Below are 19880 nucleotides of genomic sequence, written 5' to 3' on the forward strand. Positions count from 1 at the left end.
GGGCTTATCATTCGCTTTTCCCTGCAGTTGCCGGCGCCGGTGTATCGGCGGGGCTGATCTCGCTCTCATCGCCACTCTCTTCCGCGTCACTCTTTCCCTTGTCACTTTTGGCGTCGCCCGGCGTCTGCTCCATGGCTGCCTCCTGTGATGTCATCTCTGCGCCCTCGGCCTCACCATCGCCCGGGACGTGCGGCTGCCATGCCAGCCGCGGCAGGCCCGCTGGCCGGCGCGGACGCCCATCGGCCAGGGTGGCCGACTCATCCTCGGCCACCTGGAAGCGGATCACGCCGATGCGCTGGCCACCTTCGGTCATCACATCGATGCGCCAGTGCCCCGTGGGCGACTCGGGAAAATTCTGCTTGTGGCTCCAGGCGCGGTAGCCCGCCTCGCGGCCCCCCTCGATCACCAGCGGAATCCGGTCCACTTCCTGGCCATTCTGGCGCCACACATGCTGGATCTCCTCACGCAGGCCGCGAGGGGCCCGGATGGCCGTGTAGGCGAACAGCCCCTGGCTGCTCAGTGCCTCGGGGGTAAGGCGCAACTCGCCACTTGGTGCTCGGGCGGCCTCGTCGAAGCCCGGCGAGAGGGCGGTTGCAGTGATCCACAGGCTGGCCGGTGGCACCCAGGTGCGTCCCGCCCAGGCCGCCCCCGCCAGCAGCGGCAGCAGGACCAGCACCATCAGCCAGCGTCGTCCGCGCTGGTTGGCGGTCAGGTGCAGCAGGCTCGGCAGGCTGAACAGCAGCATGGCAGCGATGGCCAGCAGCAGGCTCTGGTAGGTGGTGAGGTGCAGCAGGGTGGGCAGGGTGACCAGCACCACCAGGAAGACGCACTGGGCGTGAAAGGCGAAGTAGAACCAGCGCTGCCGTTCGGCGATCCGGTGGTAGAGGGGGTCGAGGACGGAAAACAGCGCCATGGCGATGATCAGCAGGGTGAACAGCGCCTGGCCGCTGCGCCACACCGTGGTGGCCAGCAGGAAGGGGAGACAGAAGAACAGCGTCTCCTGGTGGATCATCTGGGCAATGAACTGGGTCACCGTGCGCGGCAGGGTGGGATAGCCGCGTCGCGCCAGCAGACGACCGATCAGGCTTTCCGAGAGCAGCAGCAGCCAGGCGCCGAGCATCCCCAGCGCGAGCAGCGCGCCGAGCCACTGCTGGCGCTCCACCAAAAAGAAACTGCCGAGGCCGGCGGCGAAGGCAATGGGCGGCCACAGCCAGCTCCAGGGACGCAGGCGGTGGATCAGTGCTTCGGCACAGGCCTGCAGGCGAGCGGCTCGGCTGGTGGCTGGCGTATTGTCGGGGTGGGACATTCGCATCTCGGTCGGCTGGCACCCTAGCAGACTAGCACTCGGCATATGGAGTCGCCGTCCGCCGACAGGCCGAGGTAGTGTACAAGGAAGTACTGGAAGCGTCCCAGCGGCGGTCCGGTGCTCCGGAGTCTGTCCCCGGAACCGCCTTGAGCGGTGCTGCCATCTGCGATGGCCCTGGGTCTTTGGCAGAGACACTTGACGCCGGCGCCAGGCTGAACCAAGCTGTGCGCATTCAAACGGCCGTATGAAATCGGGAGATTCGCGGAATGATCTATCAGGGCAATGCCATCACGGTGGTGCGTGGCGATGACGATATCGCCACGCTCACCTTCGATCTGCAGGACGAGTCGGTCAACAAGCTCTCCAGCGCGGTGGTCACCGAGCTGGATGAAGCGGTCAAGGCGCTGCAAGGCGAGAGTGGTCTGGCGGGCCTGCTGCTCACCAGCGCCAAGGAGGCCTTCATCGTCGGCGCCGACATCACCGAGTTCCAGGCCATGTTCGGCAAGGGGGGAGACTTCCTGGAGTCGATGCTGGTGCGGGTCCACGGGATCTTCAATGCCATCGAGGACCTGCCGTTCCCCACCGTCACCGCCATCAATGGCCTGGCGCTGGGCGGTGGCTGCGAGGTGCTGCTGACCACCGACTTCCGGGTGATGAGCGAGAGTGCCCAGATCGGCCTGCCCGAAACCAAGCTCGGCATCCTGCCCGGCTGGGGTGGCTGCGTGCGCCTGCCGCGCCTGATCGGCGCCGACAATGCCGTCGAGTGGATCGCCGGCGGCACCCAGAACCGGGCCGATGTCGCCCTGAAGATGGGCGCTGTGGATGCCGTGGTGCCGGCCGAGCAGCTGGAGGCGGCGGCCCGCGATATCCTGGCCCGCGCCATCGCCGGTGAGCTGGATTACCGGGCCCGCCGCGCCGAGAAGCAGCAGCCACTCAAGCTGGGGCCGATCGAGCAGATGATGGCCTTCGAGACGGCCAAGGGTTATGTGGCCGGCAAGGCGGGCCCGCACTACCCGGCGCCCGTAGAGGCGATCAAGGTGATCCAGAAGGGCGCCGGCGAGGAGCGCGCCCGGGCCCAGGCCATCGAGTCCAAGGCCTTCGTCAAGTTGGCGATGGGTGAGGTGGCCTTCAACCTGGTCGGCCTGTTCATGAACGACCAGGTGGTCAAGAAGAAGGGGGCCCGCTACGAGAAGCAGGCGCGCCCGGTCAAGCAGGCCGCCGTGCTCGGCGCCGGGATCATGGGCGGCGGTATCGCCTACCAGAGTGCCAGCAAGGGCACGCCGATCCTGATGAAGGACATCAAGGACGACGCCATCGAGCTTGGCCTCAAGGAGGCGCGCAAGCTGTTCGCCAAGCAGGTGGAGCGTGGCAAGCTCACCACCGAGAAGATGGCCGAGCGGCTCACCAATATTCGTCCGACCCTCGCCTACGGCGACTTCGGCCACGTCGACCTGGTGGTCGAGGCGGTGGTCGAGAACCCGAAGGTCAAGGAGGCGGTACTGGCCGAGGTGGAAGCCGAGGTGAGCGAGCAGACCATCCTGACCTCCAACACCTCCACCATCTCCATCACGCGCCTGGCACAGAACCTCAAGCGCCCCGAGAACTTCTGCGGCATGCACTTCTTCAACCCGGTGCACCGCATGCCACTGGTGGAGGTGATCCGCGGCGAGCAGACCAGCGATGCCGCCGTGGCCGCCACCGTGGCCTACGCCCGGGCCATGGGCAAGACCCCCATCGTGGTCAACGACTGTCCGGGGTTCCTGGTCAACCGGGTGCTCTTCCCCTACTTCGGCGGCTTCAGCCTGCTAATGGAGCAGGGCGCCGACTTCGCGCGGGTCGACAAGGTGATGGAGAAGTTCGGCTGGCCCATGGGCCCCGCCTACCTGCTCGACGTGGTGGGCCTGGATACCGCGGTGCACGCCGGCGAGGTGATGGCCGAGGGCTTCCCGGAGCGCATGGGCAGCCTGGGCGGTGGCGCCAAGGGTGAAGGCGACAGCCAGAGCGCCATCCAGGTGATGTTCGAGAATGACCGCCTGGGCCAGAAGAATGCCAAAGGCTTCTACGCCTACGAGGAGGATCGCCGCGGCAAGCCGAAGAAGGTGCGCGACGAGGCCGCCATCGAGCTGGTCAAGGGGGTGGCCAGGGAGAGCCGCGAGTTCAGCGACGAGGAGATCATCGCGCGCATGATGGTGCCGCTGTGCCTGGAAGCCGTGCGCTGCCTCGAGGATGGCATCGTCGGCAGTCCGGCCGAGGCCGATATGGCGCTGATCTACGGCATCGGCTTCCCGCCGTTCCGTGGGGGGGCGCTGCGCTACATCGACGCCATGGGCGTGGATGCCTTCGTCGCGCTGGCCGACGACCTGGCCAAGGAGCTGGGTGCCCTCTATGCGCCCACCGACAAGCTGCGCGAAATGGCCGCTGCCGGCGAGCGCTTCTACGACACCCAGAACCAGGCCCCGGCCCAGGCCTGATCCCCGCCACGACAACAGGAGTCGCAAGCAATGAGTCTGAATCCGAGAGATATCGTGGTGGTCGACTGTGTGCGTACCGCCATGGCCAAGGCCAAGAACGGCGCCTTCCGACACGTGCGCGCCGAGAACCTCTCCGCCGCCGTCATGCAGTCGCTGTTCGAGCGCAATGCCGGCCTCGATCCGGCAGAGGTTGACGACGTGATCTGGGGCTGTGTCAACCAGACCCTGGAGCAGTCCATGAACATCGCCCGCAACGCGGCGATCCTGACCGGCATTCCGCGCAGCGTGCCGGCCCAGACGGTCAACCGCCTGTGTGGTTCATCGATGAGCGCGCTGCATATCGCTGCGGCCAATATCAAGGCCGGCATGGGAGATTTCTACGTGATCGGTGGCGTGGAGCACATGGAGCACGTGCCCATGACCCACGGTGTCGACGTCAATCCGTCGGCCAGCAAGCATGTCGCCAAGGCGGCGATGATGATGGGCCTGACCGCCGAACTGCTGGGCAAGATGCATGGCGTCTCCCGTGAGGAGCAGGACGCCTTTGGCGTGCGTTCCCACCAGCGTGCCCAGGCGGCCATGGAGAAGGGCGGTTTCGACAACGAGATCATCGGCGTGGAGGGGCACGATGCCAATGGCTTCCGCACCCTGGTCAAGCGCGACGAGGTGATCCGTGCCGATGCCAGCCTGGAGAAGATGGCCGAGCTCAAGCCGGCCTTCGACCCGCGTGGCGGCACCGTCACCGCGGGCACCTCCTCGGCGCTCTCGGTGGGCGCCTCGGCCATGGCGGTGATGAGCTACGAGCGCGCCCAGGCGCTGGGTCTCGAGCCCATCGCTCGGGTGCTCTCCACCGGCGTGGCCGGCTGTGACGCCTCCATCATGGGCTATGGCCCGGTGCCGGCCTCGAAGAAGGCGCTCAAGGCCGCCGGCCTCACGGCCGACGATCTCGACACCGTGGAGCTCAACGAAGCCTTCGCCGCCCAGGCGCTGCCGGTGCTCAAGGATCTCGGGCTGCGTGATGTCATGGAGGAGAAGGTCAACCTGCATGGCGGCGCCATCGCCCTGGGCCACCCGCTGGGCTGCTCCGGCGCGCGCATCTGCACCACCCTGCTCAACGTCATGCGCGAGCGCGACACCACCCTGGGCCTGGCCACCATGTGTATCGGCATGGGCCAGGGCGTGGCCACGGTGTTCGAACGGCTGAAGTAGGGCCTCGGGTTTCCCTGAATACAAGCGGCGGCGCTCTCTGGAGCGCCGCCGCTTGCGTTTGCAAGTGCCAAAGCTACAGCATGCCGCCCTCTAGCCCCGCGGCCATGGCCATGCCCAGTTCCTCCACCTGGCCGACGAAGTCCTTCTGCCACTCGCCGCGCAGGGTCAGCGGTTCCTGCACCCACTTCCAGCACAGGCCGGTGATGATGCCCTCCACGGCGCGTCGGGTGCCGGTGCCGTCGTGTCCGGCGCGGATATAGAGGGCACAGGGGAGGCCCTGGGTCTCCTCGAGCAAGGGGTAGTACGAGCGATCGAAGAAGTCCTTGAGTGCTCCGCTCATGTAGCCCAGGTTTTCCGTGGTACCGAGCAGGATGGCATCGCAGGCCAGCACATCCTCGGGGCCGGCCTCCAGCGGTGCCTTGACGGTGATCTCCACGTCCTCGATATCGGGATGGCACGCCCCACGCTCGGCGGCCTCGAGCAGCCTGGCGGTGTTGGGGGAGGGGGCATGGGCGACGATCAGCAGGCGCTTGGGCATATTGACAGCTCCTCGGTTGTTTCCCAGGCTACATCGGCACTTATTCGCTTTCATCAGGAGGATCATCCATGGCATTCGCCCTGTCGACCCTGCGACTCTCCAGCCTCGCCTTCGAGGACGGGGGTGCCATTCCAGCCAAGCATACGGGTGAGGGCGATGATCTCTCGCCGGCACTGGCCTGGCAGGACGCCCCGAAGGGCACCAAGGGTTTCGCCCTGATCTGCCACGATCCGGACGCCCCGCTGGTGCAGAACGGCACCTACGGTTTCGTGCACTGGGTGCTCTACAACATTCCGGCGTCCACCGGCAGCCTGGAGGAGGCAACCCGGGTCGGGACGCGAGGCAAGAACGACTTCGGCAAGCTGGGCTACGGCGGTCCCATGCCCCCGGAAGGGCACGGCATCCACCGTTACTACTTCTGGGTACTGGCGATGGACAAGCCCACCGACGACCTTCCCGAAGGGCTCTCGCTGCGTGACCTGCTGGTCAAGGTCGAGCCGCACCTGCTGGGCATGAATCGCCTGGTGGGCACCTACCGTCGCGGCTGATCATCTCCGCTCCAGACGACGACGCCCCGGTATCCTGATGGATGCCGGGGCGTCGTCATTTCCTGCCCTGGGTGGGGCGTTGCCGGGTGGTCAGGCGATCACTCGGCCAGTGCCTCCAGCAGCACCCTGGCGACAGGCTCCGAGGAGGGCGGGTTCTGGCCGGTGATCAGGCGGCCGTCGCGGCAGGTATAGGGCGCGAAGTCATCCGCCTTGGAGTAGTCGGCGCCGGCGGCCTTCAAGGCCTCCTCCACCAGTTGCGGCACCACCTCGGTCAGCCCCACGGCGTCCTCCTCACCGTTGGTGAAGCCGGTGACCCGGCGGCCTCGGACGAGCGGCTCCCCGTTGGCGTCGCGCGCATGGAGCAGCACGATGGGAGCGTGGCACACCGCCGCCACGGGCTTCTGCTGGGCCCAGAAGGTCTCGATCAGGCGGATGGAGTCGGGATTGTCCACCAGATCCCACAGCGGGCCATGGCCGCCGGGGTAGAAGATGGCATCGAAGTCGTCGGCGTTCACCTCGTCGAGACGACGGGTGGTGGCCAGTTGCTGCTGGGCTTCCGGGTCCTGCTTGAAGCGCCGGGTGGCCTCGGTCTGGCTCTCCTCGGCGTCGCTGCTGGGGTCCAGCGGCGGCTGGCCGCCGGCGGGCGAGGCGAGTACCACCTCGGCACCGGCATCCAGGCAGGCATAGTAGGGTGCCGCCAGCTCCTCCAGCCAGAAGCCGGTGGGCTTGCCGGTGTCGCCGAGGCGGTCATGGGAGGTAAGGACCATCAGAATACGTTGGCTCATGGAGCTCTCCTGTCTGTAGCATTGTCTTCGCAAGCGTCGCGATCCATTGTGAAGCAAGAGCATGCCACTCGGGAATTGGAGTTTGGCTATGGCCGGCATGCAGGGTATCCATCATGTCGGCACGGGGAAGCGGAGGCCTGTCATGCCAGAGGGGCGTAACGACGTCTTGAGGGTCTACTACGACGGCATCTGCCCCGGTTGCCGGCGTGACCGCGCCCGCTACGAGCGCTGGGCCGGGGAGGCGGGCGCGCAGGTTCAGTGGTGCGACGTGACCGAGCATCAGCAGGCGCTACGGGCCAGGGGCGTCGACCCCCAGGCGGCGCTGCTCTCGCTGCACGTGGAGGAGGAGGACGGGCGCATCAGCGAGGGCATCGACGCCTATATCCTGCTGATGCGCCGGGTATCGCGGCTCAGGCCCCTGGCCTGGTTGATCGGTCTCCCCGGCATCAAGTCACTGCTGCGTCGGGGCTATGACGCCTGGGTCAGGCGACGCCTGGCACGCCAGGGGCGCCTCCTGCCGTAAGGGGCGTGTCGTCTCGGCCTCTCCGGCAGGGTGATGGCTGACGAGTGTGTCGGTGGCTCAGTTTGCCTCCCGCGCCTTACGCTCCTGGGGCAGCAGGGCCGAGTGGATCAGGGCGTTGACCGGGGTGGCCACCCCGGCCTCGCGGCCCAGGCGCACCACGGCCCCGTTCTGGGATTCCAGTTCGGAGGGGCGGCCGGCCATGATGTCGCGCTGCATGGAGGCGGTGCTCGCCTCGGGCAGAGCATCGATGAAGCCCAGCGCCCGCGCCTCGGCATCCTCGAGCAGGGCGATGCCGCGCGCCCGGGCCACCGCGACGATCTCCGTGAGGATCTGTTCGATCATCTCGCGGGTCTCGGGCAGGCGGCGGGTCACGCCGATGGGGGCGCGGGTGATGGCCCCGATGCCGCTCATGGCGCAGATGAACAGGAACTTGCTCCACACCGCGGCCTGGATATCGTCGGGGATCTCGGCGGTAACGCCATGGGCGGCGTCGAAGGCGGCCTTGAGGCGCTCGGCGCGCTCGCTCGTGTGGTTGTCGCGCTCGCCAAAGCGCACGAAGGGGGCGACGCCGGCATGCTTGATGTGCCCGGGCGACGCCTTCCAGGCCAGGATCCCGCACAGGCCCTCCAGCACGTTCTCCTCGCCCAGCGCCTTCGCCAGGAGGTCGGCGGCCTCGACGCCGTTCTCCAGTGGCACCACCAGGGTCTCGGCCCCCACCAGGGGGCGTATCGCCTCGGCGGCCTCGCTGACCTGCCACGCCTTGACCGCCACGATGACGGCATCCACCACGCCGACGGTGCGCGGATCGTCGGTGGCCTCCACCTCGGTCAGGTGCAGATCGCCCTCGATGCTCGAGACTTTCAGTCCGTCGCGCTGCAGGGCGGCCAGGTGCTCGCCGCGGGCGATGAAGGTGACCTCGTGGCCGGCTGCGGCCAGGCGCGCGCCGAAGTAGCCGCCCACGCCGCCGCTGCCCATGATCGCGAAACGCATCCCTCTCTCCTCGTGCCGATGTCATCAGGCAGAGCCTACACCGCCGTGGCGCTAACGGCACGGCCGGCACCCCGGCTCAGCGTTCGCGGCGGGCCGACCAGTGGCGCTGCATCTCGAGGAAGGTGAGCGAAGCCGACCAGGTGATCAGCATGAAACCCAGCAGTGCCTCGCTGCCGGTGATGAAGCGGATCGGCCCGGTGGGAAAGAGGTCACCATAACCCAGGGTGCTGTAGGTGATGGCAGAGAAGTAGACGTAGTCGAGCAGGGTGACGGTCTCGAGGCCCACCAGCTGCCCTGCCAGGGGGTGCTCGGCGAGCAGGGCCATGGCCACGCCGAAGATCCAGATCTCTGCGACATGGGCGCCAAACAGCACGAAGCTGAGCATCAGGAAGCGCCGGCGCAGGGTGCCATGGGCGCGTTCCAGTCCCCGCCAAAGCCGCATCGATACCTCGTAGTGCAGCAGGATGCAGAGCGTTACCGCGATCAGGGCAGTGGCCACGGCCCAGAAGTGGCCTGGATCCAGGTAGGCATCGAACACTGGAGGTACTCCGCTGGTTGGAAGCCGTCAGCCTAGCGTGATCCGACGACCCGCGTTAAGCCCCGCGCGACGCCATGACGCCCCGACGCGGCGGCTGGTAGGATGTAGGTATCCAACCAACCCGTGATGGTCCGGCCATTGGCCTGGCCGCCACGCCCCCTGGACGTCGCCATGAAGAAGAGTTCCCCCGCGGTGGCACCGCTGGACGATACCCTCTCGCCGCTGGTCCTCAAGCGGGTGGGTATCGACACCTATCGCGAGAACGTGGCCTACCTGCACCGCGAGTGCCACCTCTACCGTGCCGAGGGCTTCCAGGCCCTCTCCAAGGTGGAGGTGCGTGCCAATGGCCAGCGTATCCTCGCCAGCCTCAACGTGGTCGATGACCCCAGCATCGTCGACTGCCAGCAGCTCGGCCTCTCCGAGGACGCCTTCGTCTCGCTGGGGCTGGAGGAGGGACGGCCGGTGAGCGTCTCCCAGGCCGAGCCGCCGGCCTCGATTCCCGCCCTGCACCGCAAGATCCGTGGCGAGCGCCTCGAGCGCGACGACTACCGGGCGATCATCCAGGACATCGCCGAGCTGCGCTACTCGAAGATCGAGCTGACCGCCTTCGTGGTGGCCTGTGACCTGGGCGAACTGGATCGCGAGGAGATCTTCTACCTCAGCGATGCCATGTGCCGGGTGGGGCGTCGCCTCGACTGGCACGAGCAGCCGGTGGTCGACAAGCACTGCATCGGCGGCATCCCCGGCAACCGGACCTCGATGCTGGTGGTGCCCATCGTCGCTGCCCACGGGCTGCTCTGCCCCAAGACCTCATCGCGAGCCATCACCTCGCCCTCGGGCACCGCCGACACCATGGAGGTGCTGGCCAACGTCGACCTGCCCTTCGAAGCCCTGGGCGAGATCGTGCGTACCCATCGCGGCTGCCTCGCCTGGGGCGGCACCAGCCAGCTTTCGCCGGCCGATGACGTGCTGATCTCGGTGGAGCGCCCGCTCTCCATCGACTCACCGGGCCAGATGGTCGCCTCGATACTCTCCAAGAAGGTCGCCGCCGGCTCCACCCACCTGCTGCTGGATATCCCCGTGGGGCCCCATGCCAAGGTGCGCTCCATGCCCGAGGCCCGCCAACTGCGCAAGCTGTTCGAGTTCGTTGCCGGACGCATGGGGCTGACGCTGGACGTGGTGATCACCGACGGCAGCCAACCCATCGGTCGCGGCATCGGCCCCATGCTCGAGGCCCGCGACGTGATGCAGGTGTTGACCAATCATCCTGATGCCCCCATGGACCTGCGCCAGAAGGCGCTGCGCCTGGCCGGGCGGATACTGGAGTTCGACCCCGACGTGCGCGGCGGTGACGGCTTTGGCATCGCCCGGGATATCCTCGATTCAGGCCGCGCCCTGGAGAAGATGCAGGCGATCATCGAGGCCCAGGGGGCGAAGCCCTTCGATCCGGGTAACCCGCCTCTGGCGTCGCACCATTTCACGGTGGTGGCACCCGCGGATGGCGTGGTGGTGGGCATCGACAATCTCAAGCTGGCGCGCATCGCCAGGCTGGCCGGGGCGCCCAAGGCGGTCGGGGCGGGAGTCGACATGGCGGTGCGGCTCGGCGATGAGATCAGGGCCGGCCAGGCGCTGTATACCGTCTATGCCGCCTTCCGCAACGAGCTGTCGCTGGCCCACCAGTCCAGCGAGCGCGACAGCGGCGTGACCCTGGGCCAGCGTGACGAGCTGATACACCTTAACGTGGAGATGTGATCCCGTGAGTCGAGACAAGGAACGTGCCCTGCTGCATTTCGCTGACGAGGCCACCGCGGCCCGGCGCCTGGCCGACGCCGCCGGCATGGAGGCGCTGGCCGTCGAGCGCCACCGCTTCCCCGATGCCGAGCTCAAGCTGACCCTGCCCTTCGGCGATGAAGGGGGCGTCCCTGAGTGCCTGGTGGTCTATCGCAGCCTGGATCGACCCAACGACAAGCTGGTCGAGCTGCTGCTGCTGGCTCGCCATGCGCGCCGCCAGGGCGTGAGGCACCTGGTGCTGGTGGCGCCCTACCTCGCCTACATGCGTCAGGATATCGCCTTCCACCCCGGCGAGATTGTCAGCCAGACCATCGTCGGTGGCTTCCTGGCCGAGCTGTTCGACGCCGTGGTCACCGTGGACCCGCACCTGCATCGCATCGAGCGCCTCGACCAGGCGATCCCCCTCGAGCACGCCATCGCGCTCTCCGGCGCGCCACGCCTGGCCGAACTGGTGGCCGAGAAGCGCCCCGGGGCCCTTCTGCTGGGCCCGGACGAGGAGGCGAGGCAGTGGGTGGCCCAGGCTGCCGCGGTCACCGGCGGCGGCTTCGGGGTGTGCCGCAAGGTACGCCACGGCGATCGTGATGTGTCGATCCAACTCCCCGAACTTTCTTTGGCGGGTCGCCAGGTGGTGCTGATGGACGACGTGGCGAGCTCCGGGCATACCGTGGCCCGGGCCACCGAGGCGTTGCTTGCCGCGGGCGCGGCGTCGGTGGACCTGGCCCTGACCCATGCGCTGTTTGCCGATGATGCCCTGGCGGTGATTCACTCGGCCGGCGTAGGAGAAGTGTGGAGTACCGACTGTATTGCCCATCAGAGCAATGCCATCGCCATGGCGCCGGTGCTGGCCGAGGCCCTGGAAGGGTTGTGGTAACCCCAGCCGGTCAAGGTGATGAATCCATACAAAACGACCGCGCCGCCCAGGAGGGCGGCGCGGTCGGAGGGTTGCTGTGTGCGGCTCAGGCGAAGGCGGGACGTGGCATGAAGGCCCTGAGGCTCTCCAGGCTCATCACCTTGTGACCGGTCTCGGGCTGGTCGGTCTGGAAGCCGATGTCGAAGCCCTGATCCTCCAGCCTTGCCTGCCAGAATTCCTGGGTGGCCAGTTCCTCGGCCTCGCCAGCGTTGGTGGCGTGGAAGATGCCGCCGCCGAGGTGCTGCTCATGGCCACGGGGGTGGATAGCGTAGACGTCGACGAGGAAGGGTTGCATGACGCTCTCACTGGCTGGTGACTGTGGGCACATGATAGCCCCCTGCAACGGATTTCCTGAGCGAATGTGAATGCCGTTGTCACACTCCCCATGACGCCAGTGCATCATTCCTCGCCGGCATGATGGATGCCGCAAACGACAGGACCCCGCATGCAGGCATGCGGGGTCCTGGTGTCGGTGTCACGACAGGCGTCGCGGAGTATCGGTCAGCTCTGCTGGTCTGCCGGTTTCTCGCCACCACGATGGCCCAGCGGACCGGCCTGGTCGAGGCGCGGATGGTGGTCGAGGAACTCGCGGTGCGGGTCGGGCAGGGCATCCAGGGCCTGCAAGCTGCGGGTGATGGCGTGGATCGCCGCCACCACATCCCGGGTGTTGCCGGTCTCCGAGATGGTGTGCATGTTGCGGATCGGGAAGCCGATGGAGGTGGCCACGCAGTCCACCGCGGCGAGCACGCCGGCCATGCCGTCGGTGCCGGTGTCGATGCCGGCGACGTCGCGTTGCATGGGGATGGCATGCTCGCGGGCGGTGCTTTCGATGATGCGGTTGAGCTGCTCGCTGGCGATGGAGCCCACCGACATGGTGAAGCCCTGGCCCATCTCCAGAGGCTGCATGCGGCGGTCGCCGATGCCGGGGGCGGCCACGTAGTCGTGGTTGACGTCCACGGCGATGATGGCGTCCGGCTCGAGCTCCCCGGCCAGCACCCGGCTGCCGAAGCGGCCGATCTCCTCGTAGCTGGCGATGGCGAACATCACCCTGACCTTCTCGGTGCCGCCCGCCTCGGCGATCAGCCGTGCCACCTCGGCGGTGACGAAGCAGCCCAGGCCGTTGTCGAGGTAGGCGCCGTAGAAGGTGTCCGGGCTGAAGCCGTGGCGGATGGGGCGCTCCAGCAGGATAGCGTCGCCGGGACGCACGCCCAGATTCTCCACCTGCTGCTTCTTGTTGTCGCCATGGATCTGCAGGTCGAGGTAGAGCTGCTCCTTCTTGATGCCCTTGTCACCATTGCGCTGGGCCGGGTCGGAGAAGTGGATGGCGCCCAGTGCCTCCACGGTGCCGCCCTCGATGCGGCGGTAGCTTCCCGGTGCCTCGGGGTCCTCGCTGAACAGCGTGACCTCATGGCCGACCAGCACGTTGGGCAGGAAGGAGTCGCTGTTGATCCAGATCTTGCCGTCCTCGCCGATGGAGCGCACCTGCATGCGGATCTTGTCGGCGTGGCCGATGATCATCACCTTGAAGAGATCGTCGCGGCCCGGGTGGGTGTCCAGCACCACACCGGCGTGCCCCTTGAACTGGTGGAGTTGCCAGCCATCGGGGGCAAAGCGCTCGAAATGGGGCTTGAGTACGCCGTAGGTCATGGCCCCTTCGAGCCCCACGGGGCTCGGCGCGGCGAGGATCTCGCGCATCAGCTCGAACTGCTCCTCGGGCATGGCGGACGTCCAGGGGGTATCGCTCATTCGTTGGTTCTCCTTGCATGGCGGGCGCCATGACCGGCGCCCGGGTAATGATGGTTGTCGAGGGAGGGAATCAGGCGCGCTGGGGAAGCCTGGCGCCCAGCCACTGGCGCAGCGGCTTGATGGCGAGTACCAGCAGTACCACCAGGGCCGCCGCTTCAAGCCATTCGGGCAGCAGTTCCTGCACCCCCTCGACCTGACCCGGGATATTCAGTTGCCAGACATTGGCCAGGGCATCGGTGCCCAGCCCCAGCAGTAACACGCTGGTCAGGATGCCGGCCAGGTAGGCGATCAGTGCATGGCCCCCCAGTTCCCGGCGCAGCACCCCCAGGGTAGCCAGGCTGGTGACGGGGGCGGCCACCAGGAAGACCAGCACGGTGCCCGGCGAAACGCCGGCCAGCAACAGGCCAGCGGCTATCGGGGTGGCCGCGGTGGCGCACAGGTACATGGGAATGCCGATCACCGCCATCAACAGCATGGCGGGGAGCCCGCTGCCGAAGGCAGCGAGCTGTTCGGCGGGCACCAGAGCGATCAGGGCACCGGCCACTACCAGGCCGACGAGCAACCAGCGGCTGATATCATCGAGGATATCGCTGAAGGCATAGCGCAGCCCGCCTGACAGGCGCCGGGTGAGGGGCTCGGGACCCTCGGGCTGGCTGCCCGAACCGGCACAGCTACCGCTCGCGCAGCAGCCGGAGCCGGCTGGTGTTGCCGCAGGAGTGGCGGGTGCAGCGCTTGCGGTGGTGCCGACCAGTAGCCCCGTGGCAATGGCGGTGATCACGGCGGTAAGTGCCCTGGCCACGGCCATGAAGGGGCCCAGCAGGGCATAGCTGATGGCCAGCGAGTCGACGCCGATGCCCGGGGTGCCGATCAGGAAGGCGGTGGTCGGGCCGCGCGCGGCGCCGCCACGGTGCAGTGCCAGGGCGGTGGGAATGGCGCCACAGGAGCACAGTGGCAGCGGAGCGCCGATGATGGCGGCGCGGGTCACGCTGGCCACGCCGCGCCCGCCGACCCAGCGCTGCAGCAGCTGCTCGGGGAGCAGCGCCTTGATCAGGCCGGCGATGGTCAGCCCCAGCAACAGCCAGGGGGCGGCCGAGAGGGCAACCTGCAGGATGGCGTGAATCAGCGTCATGGCGATAGGCTCCCATGAGGGTGTCGCCCCAGCTTACCATGCACCGGACCCCACTCAGCAGTGGCTGCCTGGCGCCACCGGATATGCCAAGCTGGCATTGATGATATCGGTGAATCGGGGGAGCAGCATGCAAGGACACAAGCGTGGCGACCTGGAGCAGGAGCATCATCCCGATGCCATTCGCCGCCGCCTGCAGGGCGGCAATGCTGGGCAGAGCCTGCCCGATGCCATCCTCGGTGGCATCGACGGCTGCGTGACCACCTTCGCGGTGGTGTCGGGTGCCTTCGGGGCCGGCTTCTCGGCCACGGTGGCGCTGGTGCTGGGCTTCGCTAACCTGCTGGCCGACGGTTTCAGCATGGCGATCAGCAACTACGAGGCGATCAAGGCGCAGCGTGAGCATGTCGACGGGGTGCGCCGCGACGAGCACCACCATATCGACGTGATCCCCGATGGCGAGCGCGAGGAGATCCGCCAGATATTTATCGCCAAGGGCTTCAAGGGGGAGGTGCTGGAGCAGGTGGTGGAGACCATCTGCAGCGACCGCGAGCTATGGGTGGAGACCATGCTGCGCGAGGAGCATGGCCTGCAGACCGAGGGGCTGAGCCCTCTGCGTTCGGGGCTTGTGACCTTTGCCGCCTTCCTGGTGGTGGGCGCGGTACCGCTGCTGCCCTACGCCGTGCCCGGCCTGGCCACCAATACCCAGTTCCTGGCGAGCCTTGCTCTCGCCGGAGTGATGTTCTTCCTGATCGGCATGGGCAAGAGTCTCGTCTACCACCAGCCGGTGCTGGCCTCCGGCGTGCGTACCCTGTTGATGGGGGGCGCCGCGGCGGGGCTCGCCTTCCTCACCGGCCATCTCGCCCAGGCCCTGTTCGGCGTCGGCCTCTAGTAGCCCGGTAAAAAAGCAACGCCACGCATGGGCGTGGCGTTACGGTGGTGAACTGGCGCTGAACGGGCTCGCCTCAGTGCCCGGGCCAGGCCCTGGGGTCGACCTTGTCGGCCAGCCTGGGGAAGCGGCTTGGGTCGAAGGTGGGGTCCTGCCCCGCCTTGAGCTGGCGCTCATAGTCCCGGAACAGCGCGAAGGCCACCGGTGAGAGCAGCAGAATGGCGACCAGGTTGATCAGTGCCATCATGCCCATGGAGAGGTCGGCGAAGTTCCAGATGGCCCCCAGGCTTGCCATGGACCCGACCATTACCATTCCCAGCACGGCCAGGCGATAGAGCAGGATGGCCAGTGGTGCGCGGCGCGGTCCGGCCAGGTACTCCACGTTGGATTCGCCATAGGAGTAGTTGGCGATCACCGAGGTGAAGGCGAACAGCAGGATGGCAATGGCGATGAACTTGCCACCCCACTCGCCCACGTGCTGGGAGAGTGCAATCTGGGTGAGCTGGATGCCATTGGCCTGGTCGCTGGCCAGCAGCTCGGGGCCTGCCATGATGATGATGGCCGCGGTGGCGGTGCAGATCACCAGGGTGTCGAGGAAGACACCGAGCATCTGGATGAAGCCCTGGGCCGCGGGGTGATTGGGGTGAGTGGTGGCGGTGGCCGCGGCGTTGGGAGCCGAGCCCATGCCCGCCTCGTTGGAGAACAGCCCGCGCTTGATACCGTTCATGATGGCCTGGGCCACCGCATAGCCCACCGCGCCGCCGGCAGCCTGTTCGAGTCCGAAGGCGCTCCTGATGATGGTGCCCAGCGCTGCGGGCAGGTCGCCGATATTGAGCAGCACCACGGTCACCGCCAGCAGCAGATAGAGCAGTGCCATCAGCGGCACCACCAGTTCGGCGACCCGGGCAATGGACTTGAGGCCACCGAAGATGATCGGTGCGACCACCACGACCAGTACCAGGCCCATGGCCCAGGTGGGTACCGCGAAGGCCTCCTGCATCGCCTGGGCGATGGAGTTGGCCTGTACGCTGTTGAAGGCCAGGCCGAAGGCAATGATCAGGCAGATCGAGAAGAGTACGGCCAGCCAGCGCAGGCCCAGACCACGCTCGATGTAGCGCGCCGGACCGCCGCGGAAGGTCTGGTCACCGTGATCGATCTTGTAGGCCTGGGCCAGGGTGGATTCCACGAAGCTGGTGGCCATGCCGACCAGAGCCGTCATCCACATCCAGAAGATGGCGCCGGGGCCGCCGAAGTAGATGGCCACGGCGACGCCGGCCAGGTTGCCGGTGCCTACCCGAGCCGCCAGGCTGGTTGAGAGCGCCTGGAATGAGGAGATGCCACCGTCCCCCTCGCGGGAGTGTCTCAGCAGCTTGAACATATGGCCGAAGTAGCGGAACTGGATACCGCGAGTCATCAGGTTTTGCGCGAGATACCCGGTACTTTTAGTGCCGGGAGGGATAGCGCGTCGTCCGCAAGGACGACCCTGTTCTCGCTGCCTCCTTCTTTGATGGTTGCTATCTATATATGTTTGTTTATACAGTATGCGTATGACGAAACGCGCTTACCGATACCGCTTCTATCCGACGCCTGAGCAAGAACAGCTTCTTGCTCGGACGTTTGGCTGTGTGCGTTTCGTCTACAACGCGGTGCTTCGCTACCGCACCGATGTCTTCCATGAGCGGCGCGAAAGAATTGGCTATGTGGCCGCGAACGCTGAGCTGTCTCGAATGAAGAAGGCCGCCGACACCGCCTTCCTCAATGAGGTCAGCTCGGTTCCGCTTCAGCAGTGTCTTCGCCACCAGCAGACCGCCTTCAAGAACTTCTTCGAGGGTCGCGCCAAGTACCCGAACTTCAAGAGCAAACGACACCGCCAGTCGGCGGAGTTCACACGCTCGGCGTTCAAGTACCGCGACGGAAAGCTGTTTCTTGCCAAGTGCAAGGAGCCACTGCCGGTGCGCTGGAGCCGTGAGCTGCCTAGCGAGCCGACTACCATCACCGTGTCCAAGGACTCGGCAGGCCGCTACTTCGTCGCGTGCCTATGCGAGTTCGACCCCGAGTCGCTGCCCGTGACCGCGAAAATGGTGGGCATTGACCTCGGTTTGAAAGACCTGTTCGTCACCAGCGACGGGCATCGAATCGGCAATCCCCGCCACACGGCGAAGTACGCGACCCGTCTGGCCAAGGCCCAACGTCGGCTGAGCAGGAAGACGCTCGGCTCGAAGAACCGTGCCAAGGCCAGGCAGAAGGTCGCCCGCCTTCACGCCAAAATCTCCGATTGCCGGATGGACCGCTTGCACAAGCTGTCCCGCCAGATCGTCAACGAGAACCAAGTGATCTGCGTCGAGTCCCTCAAGGTGAAGAACATGCTGCACAACCGCTCGCTGGCCAAATCGATCAGCGATGCCGGCTGGGGCGAGTTCGCCCGGCAACTGGAGTACAAAGCAGCCTGGGCGGGCCGGCAGGTGTCGGCGATCGACCCGTGGTACCCCTCCAGCAAGCGCTGCTCCGGCTGCGGGCATGTGATGCCCGAGATGCCGTTGCAGGTTCGCGCCTGGACGTGCCCCGAGTGCGCAGCCGAACACGACCGCGACATCAACGCCGCGATCAACATTAAAGCCGCCGGGCTGGCGGTGTTAGCCCTTGGAGAGAATGTAAGCGGCAGGGAGCCAGCCTCCGTGTCCGATTCTCGGTGAATTGGGAATCTCCGTCCTTCAGGGCTGGGGGCAGTCAATTTCCGTCTCTGTTGGCAACTCCTTCCGCAGGGGAGTGTTGTTATGGTTTTTTCTTTATGCCTTGTTGGTGGAGGCAAGGGAGCCATGATTGACATGTATCAAGGCGAACGGGCGGGACTGGTCTAGGCTGCTGATTGAGGGACCTGCCAGTGCGAGCGTGGTGACGAGCGTCGCCGGGAGTTGCGTGCCGGGTCCTGCCATCAACCTGTTGCCAAGAGTCTGGAGGGTGCCTGTATGGCCAAGAAATCCAAGGAAACGACCCCGGCGCCGAAAACGGCATCGCGGGGTGTCAGTCCCTTGCAGGAGTTCGATCGCTTCTTCGATAACGTCTTCGATCGCGGCTGGATGCCTATGCTGCATCGCGACCACCCGCTGTGGGAACGCTTTGCCGGGTTCGACAAGGGCATGCCCAAGGTCGACGTGATCGAGCGTGATGCCGAGGTAGTGGTGCGCGCCGAGGTGCCCGGCTTCGAGCGCGAGGATCTCGAGGTGTCGGTCAGCGATCGCAGCGTCACCGTCAAGGGCGAGCACCGGCAGGAGAGCAAGGAGGAGGAGGGCGAGTTCTATCGCTCGGAGATCACCACCGGCTCCTTCAGTCGCAGCGTGCCGTTGCCCAGCGATATCGACGCCGACAAGGCCGAGGCGAGCTTCAAGAACGGCATCCTCGAGTTGACCCTTCCCAAGCTCAACAAGGCCACTCGGCGCAAGGTCGAGGTCAAGTGAACGACGCCCCCGGCCGCTGGTCGGGGACGTCAAGGCTCAGGCGCTGTGGGCCACTGGTTCGGCACGAATGTGCAGGTGCACCGCGCAGGCCACCCGCAGCATGGAGGCGAGGTTGGGCACTGTGCCCTTGGTAGCCAAGACCTCGCCATAGAGTTCGCTGATGAACTGTCCGGTAGACAGGCGCTGGTCGTGGGCCAGCTGGTCGAGAATCTCCCAGAACTCGTTTTCTAGCCGGACGCTGGTCACGCTTCCCTGAAGACGCATCGAGCGGGTGGTGCACTCGTAGCGCTCCGGCTCGGTGGATGCATAGACGTGGCACATGGATTCTCTCTTTTATTCATTTTTTCACAGACATTGGCCACGCACCGGCACTCCGCCGTGATGGCCTCATTCCGACATTGCCGCCTGTTGTAGCCCTTTAGCATTAGACCATCGTCGATGTAGTACCCCGCTGTTACCCGGCGAAGCATTGCTGGCCATATGCTCTCCTTGGGTGTCCGCTTCCGCTGGTCACCCCATGACAACAAGAGTCGGTGCTCGATTCCTGCAATCGTCGTGCCCTAACCTGGAGAGGTCAGCCATGAGTTCATCCACCCTGTCGCGCCGCGTCTTCCTCAAGGGAAGCGGTGGCGTTCTGGCCGGCACCCTGGCCTTCGCCGCCGGGCCTATCTCGCTTTTCGCCCCTTCGCGAAGCTGGGCCATGCCACTCGATACCCTCAGCACTCGCCAGGGAGAGGTGCTGCTGGGGGTCGCCAAGCAGATGTTCCCCCATCCGGGCCTGGAGGATGCTGTCTACGCCCACGTGGTGAAGAGTCTCGATCGTAAGTCGGCCGATGGTTTGATGCTCGGCATCCTCCACGATGGCATCGTCGAACTCGACCGGTCTGCCGGGGGAGACTGGCTGGCTCTGAATGATGACGCGCGACTCGAGCTAAAGTGGACCCCATCGTCAAGACAGAAAACGTCCCGATTTAAGTTATCGTCTCGGCCTTGGCTGCAGCTGCACAGCGCTGCCCTGTGTCATGGTCCTGAGCGGTGTCACGTTGATGACCAAAGTG

The 19880-nt window shown here is 66.3% G+C and carries 20 protein-coding genes; 10 read left to right on the forward strand and 10 right to left on the reverse strand.

Going from position 1 to position 19880, the window contains the following annotated elements:
- Positions 1 to 7: 7 nt before the first annotated feature.
- A complete protein-coding gene (locus LWH48_RS14345; protein WP_232913084.1) occupies positions 8 to 1306 on the reverse strand; it encodes a DUF5924 family protein in 1299 nt (432 codons plus the stop codon).
- 266 nt (positions 1307 to 1572) lie between these two features.
- On the opposite strand from LWH48_RS14345, the gene fadB reads away from it, so the two are divergent.
- Both fadB and fadA read left to right on the forward strand, forming a co-directional pair.
- Positions 1573 to 3777: a fatty acid oxidation complex subunit alpha FadB gene (fadB, locus tag LWH48_RS14350; protein ID WP_232913085.1), complete on the forward strand. Its 2205-nt coding sequence runs from the start codon at positions 1573 to 1575 to the stop codon at positions 3775 to 3777.
- A 30-nt stretch (positions 3778 to 3807) separates the two neighbouring features.
- Positions 3808 to 4986, forward strand: coding sequence for an acetyl-CoA C-acyltransferase FadA (gene fadA / locus LWH48_RS14355; RefSeq protein WP_161432590.1), 1179 nt, complete (start codon positions 3808 to 3810; stop codon positions 4984 to 4986).
- 73 nt (positions 4987 to 5059) lie between these two features.
- Here the strand turns inward: fadA and LWH48_RS14360 are convergent, their stop codons facing one another.
- Positions 5060 to 5524, reverse strand: coding sequence for a flavodoxin family protein (locus tag LWH48_RS14360; protein ID WP_232913086.1), 465 nt, complete (start codon positions 5522 to 5524; stop codon positions 5060 to 5062).
- Between the two features lie 68 nt (positions 5525 to 5592).
- Here LWH48_RS14360 and LWH48_RS14365 point away from each other — a divergent pair, with 68 nt between their 5' ends.
- The gene (locus tag LWH48_RS14365) at positions 5593 to 6072 is read left to right on the forward strand and encodes a YbhB/YbcL family Raf kinase inhibitor-like protein (protein ID WP_232913087.1); all 480 of its coding nucleotides are present in this window, start codon (positions 5593 to 5595) and stop codon (positions 6070 to 6072) included.
- 98 nt (positions 6073 to 6170) lie between these two features.
- On the opposite strand, the gene LWH48_RS14370 is transcribed toward LWH48_RS14365, so the two are convergent.
- The gene (locus LWH48_RS14370; protein ID WP_161432593.1) at positions 6171 to 6857 is read right to left on the reverse strand and encodes a type 1 glutamine amidotransferase domain-containing protein; all 687 of its coding nucleotides are present in this window, start codon (positions 6855 to 6857) and stop codon (positions 6171 to 6173) included.
- A 142-nt stretch (positions 6858 to 6999) separates the two neighbouring features.
- On the opposite strand from LWH48_RS14370, the gene LWH48_RS14375 reads away from it, so the two are divergent.
- Complete coding sequence (locus tag LWH48_RS14375; protein ID WP_232913088.1) at positions 7000 to 7380, forward strand: thiol-disulfide oxidoreductase DCC family protein; 381 nt, start codon at positions 7000 to 7002, stop codon at positions 7378 to 7380.
- Between the two features lie 57 nt (positions 7381 to 7437).
- On the opposite strand, the gene LWH48_RS14380 is transcribed toward LWH48_RS14375, so the two are convergent.
- On the reverse strand, positions 7438 to 8370 hold the full coding sequence (locus tag LWH48_RS14380; RefSeq protein ID WP_232913089.1) for a 2-dehydropantoate 2-reductase: 933 nt from the start codon (positions 8368 to 8370) through the stop codon (positions 7438 to 7440).
- 76 nt (positions 8371 to 8446) lie between these two features.
- Positions 8447 to 8908 carry a potassium channel family protein gene (locus LWH48_RS14385; RefSeq protein WP_232913090.1) on the reverse strand — a complete coding sequence of 154 codons (462 nt, stop codon included), beginning with the start codon at positions 8906 to 8908 and terminating at the stop codon, positions 8447 to 8449.
- 171 nt (positions 8909 to 9079) lie between these two features.
- On the opposite strand from LWH48_RS14385, the gene LWH48_RS14390 reads away from it, so the two are divergent.
- Both LWH48_RS14390 and LWH48_RS14395 read left to right on the forward strand, forming a co-directional pair.
- Complete coding sequence (locus tag LWH48_RS14390; RefSeq protein WP_232913091.1) at positions 9080 to 10660, forward strand: thymidine phosphorylase family protein; 1581 nt, start codon at positions 9080 to 9082, stop codon at positions 10658 to 10660.
- Positions 10661 to 10664: 4 nt separating this feature from the next.
- Positions 10665 to 11570, forward strand: coding sequence for a ribose-phosphate diphosphokinase (locus LWH48_RS14395; protein ID WP_232913092.1), 906 nt, complete (start codon positions 10665 to 10667; stop codon positions 11568 to 11570).
- Positions 11571 to 11655: 85 nt separating this feature from the next.
- Here LWH48_RS14395 and LWH48_RS14400 read toward each other — a convergent pair whose 3' ends face one another.
- The 3 genes from LWH48_RS14400 to LWH48_RS14410 all read right to left on the reverse strand — a co-directional run bounded on the left by LWH48_RS14400 (position 11656) and on the right by LWH48_RS14410 (position 14484).
- The gene (locus LWH48_RS14400) at positions 11656 to 11904 is read right to left on the reverse strand and encodes a hypothetical protein (RefSeq protein WP_232913093.1); all 249 of its coding nucleotides are present in this window, start codon (positions 11902 to 11904) and stop codon (positions 11656 to 11658) included.
- A gap of 206 nt (positions 11905 to 12110) precedes the next feature.
- The gene (locus LWH48_RS14405; protein WP_232913094.1) at positions 12111 to 13355 is read right to left on the reverse strand and encodes a M20/M25/M40 family metallo-hydrolase; all 1245 of its coding nucleotides are present in this window, start codon (positions 13353 to 13355) and stop codon (positions 12111 to 12113) included.
- 70 nt (positions 13356 to 13425) lie between these two features.
- Positions 13426 to 14484: an SO_0444 family Cu/Zn efflux transporter gene (locus LWH48_RS14410; RefSeq protein ID WP_232913095.1), complete on the reverse strand. Its 1059-nt coding sequence runs from the start codon at positions 14482 to 14484 to the stop codon at positions 13426 to 13428.
- Positions 14485 to 14611: 127 nt separating this feature from the next.
- Here LWH48_RS14410 and LWH48_RS14415 point away from each other — a divergent pair, with 127 nt between their 5' ends.
- A complete protein-coding gene (locus LWH48_RS14415; RefSeq protein ID WP_232913096.1) occupies positions 14612 to 15370 on the forward strand; it encodes a VIT1/CCC1 transporter family protein in 759 nt (252 codons plus the stop codon).
- A 73-nt stretch (positions 15371 to 15443) separates the two neighbouring features.
- On the opposite strand, the gene LWH48_RS14420 is transcribed toward LWH48_RS14415, so the two are convergent.
- Positions 15444 to 16781: an alanine/glycine:cation symporter family protein gene (locus LWH48_RS14420; protein WP_232913097.1), complete on the reverse strand. Its 1338-nt coding sequence runs from the start codon at positions 16779 to 16781 to the stop codon at positions 15444 to 15446.
- Positions 16782 to 16914: 133 nt separating this feature from the next.
- Here LWH48_RS14420 and LWH48_RS14425 point away from each other — a divergent pair, with 133 nt between their 5' ends.
- Positions 16915 to 18060, forward strand: coding sequence for an RNA-guided endonuclease InsQ/TnpB family protein (locus LWH48_RS14425; protein WP_232913098.1), 1146 nt, complete (start codon positions 16915 to 16917; stop codon positions 18058 to 18060).
- Between the two features lie 273 nt (positions 18061 to 18333).
- Complete coding sequence (locus LWH48_RS14430; protein ID WP_232913099.1) at positions 18334 to 18822, forward strand: Hsp20/alpha crystallin family protein; 489 nt, start codon at positions 18334 to 18336, stop codon at positions 18820 to 18822.
- A gap of 36 nt (positions 18823 to 18858) precedes the next feature.
- On the opposite strand, the gene LWH48_RS14435 is transcribed toward LWH48_RS14430, so the two are convergent.
- Positions 18859 to 19143 carry a ribbon-helix-helix domain-containing protein gene (locus LWH48_RS14435; protein ID WP_023005791.1) on the reverse strand — a complete coding sequence of 95 codons (285 nt, stop codon included), beginning with the start codon at positions 19141 to 19143 and terminating at the stop codon, positions 18859 to 18861.
- 259 nt (positions 19144 to 19402) lie between these two features.
- Here LWH48_RS14435 and LWH48_RS14440 point away from each other — a divergent pair.
- Positions 19403 to 19880, forward strand: a 478-nt coding sequence (locus tag LWH48_RS14440) for a twin-arginine translocation signal domain-containing protein (RefSeq protein ID WP_232913100.1), incomplete at its 3' end; no start/stop codon positions are given.

The sequence above is a fragment of the Halomonas sp. G15 genome, assembly GCF_021282295.1.
In the GTDB taxonomy this organism is placed as follows: Bacteria; Pseudomonadota; Gammaproteobacteria; order Pseudomonadales; family Halomonadaceae; genus Halomonas; species Halomonas alimentaria.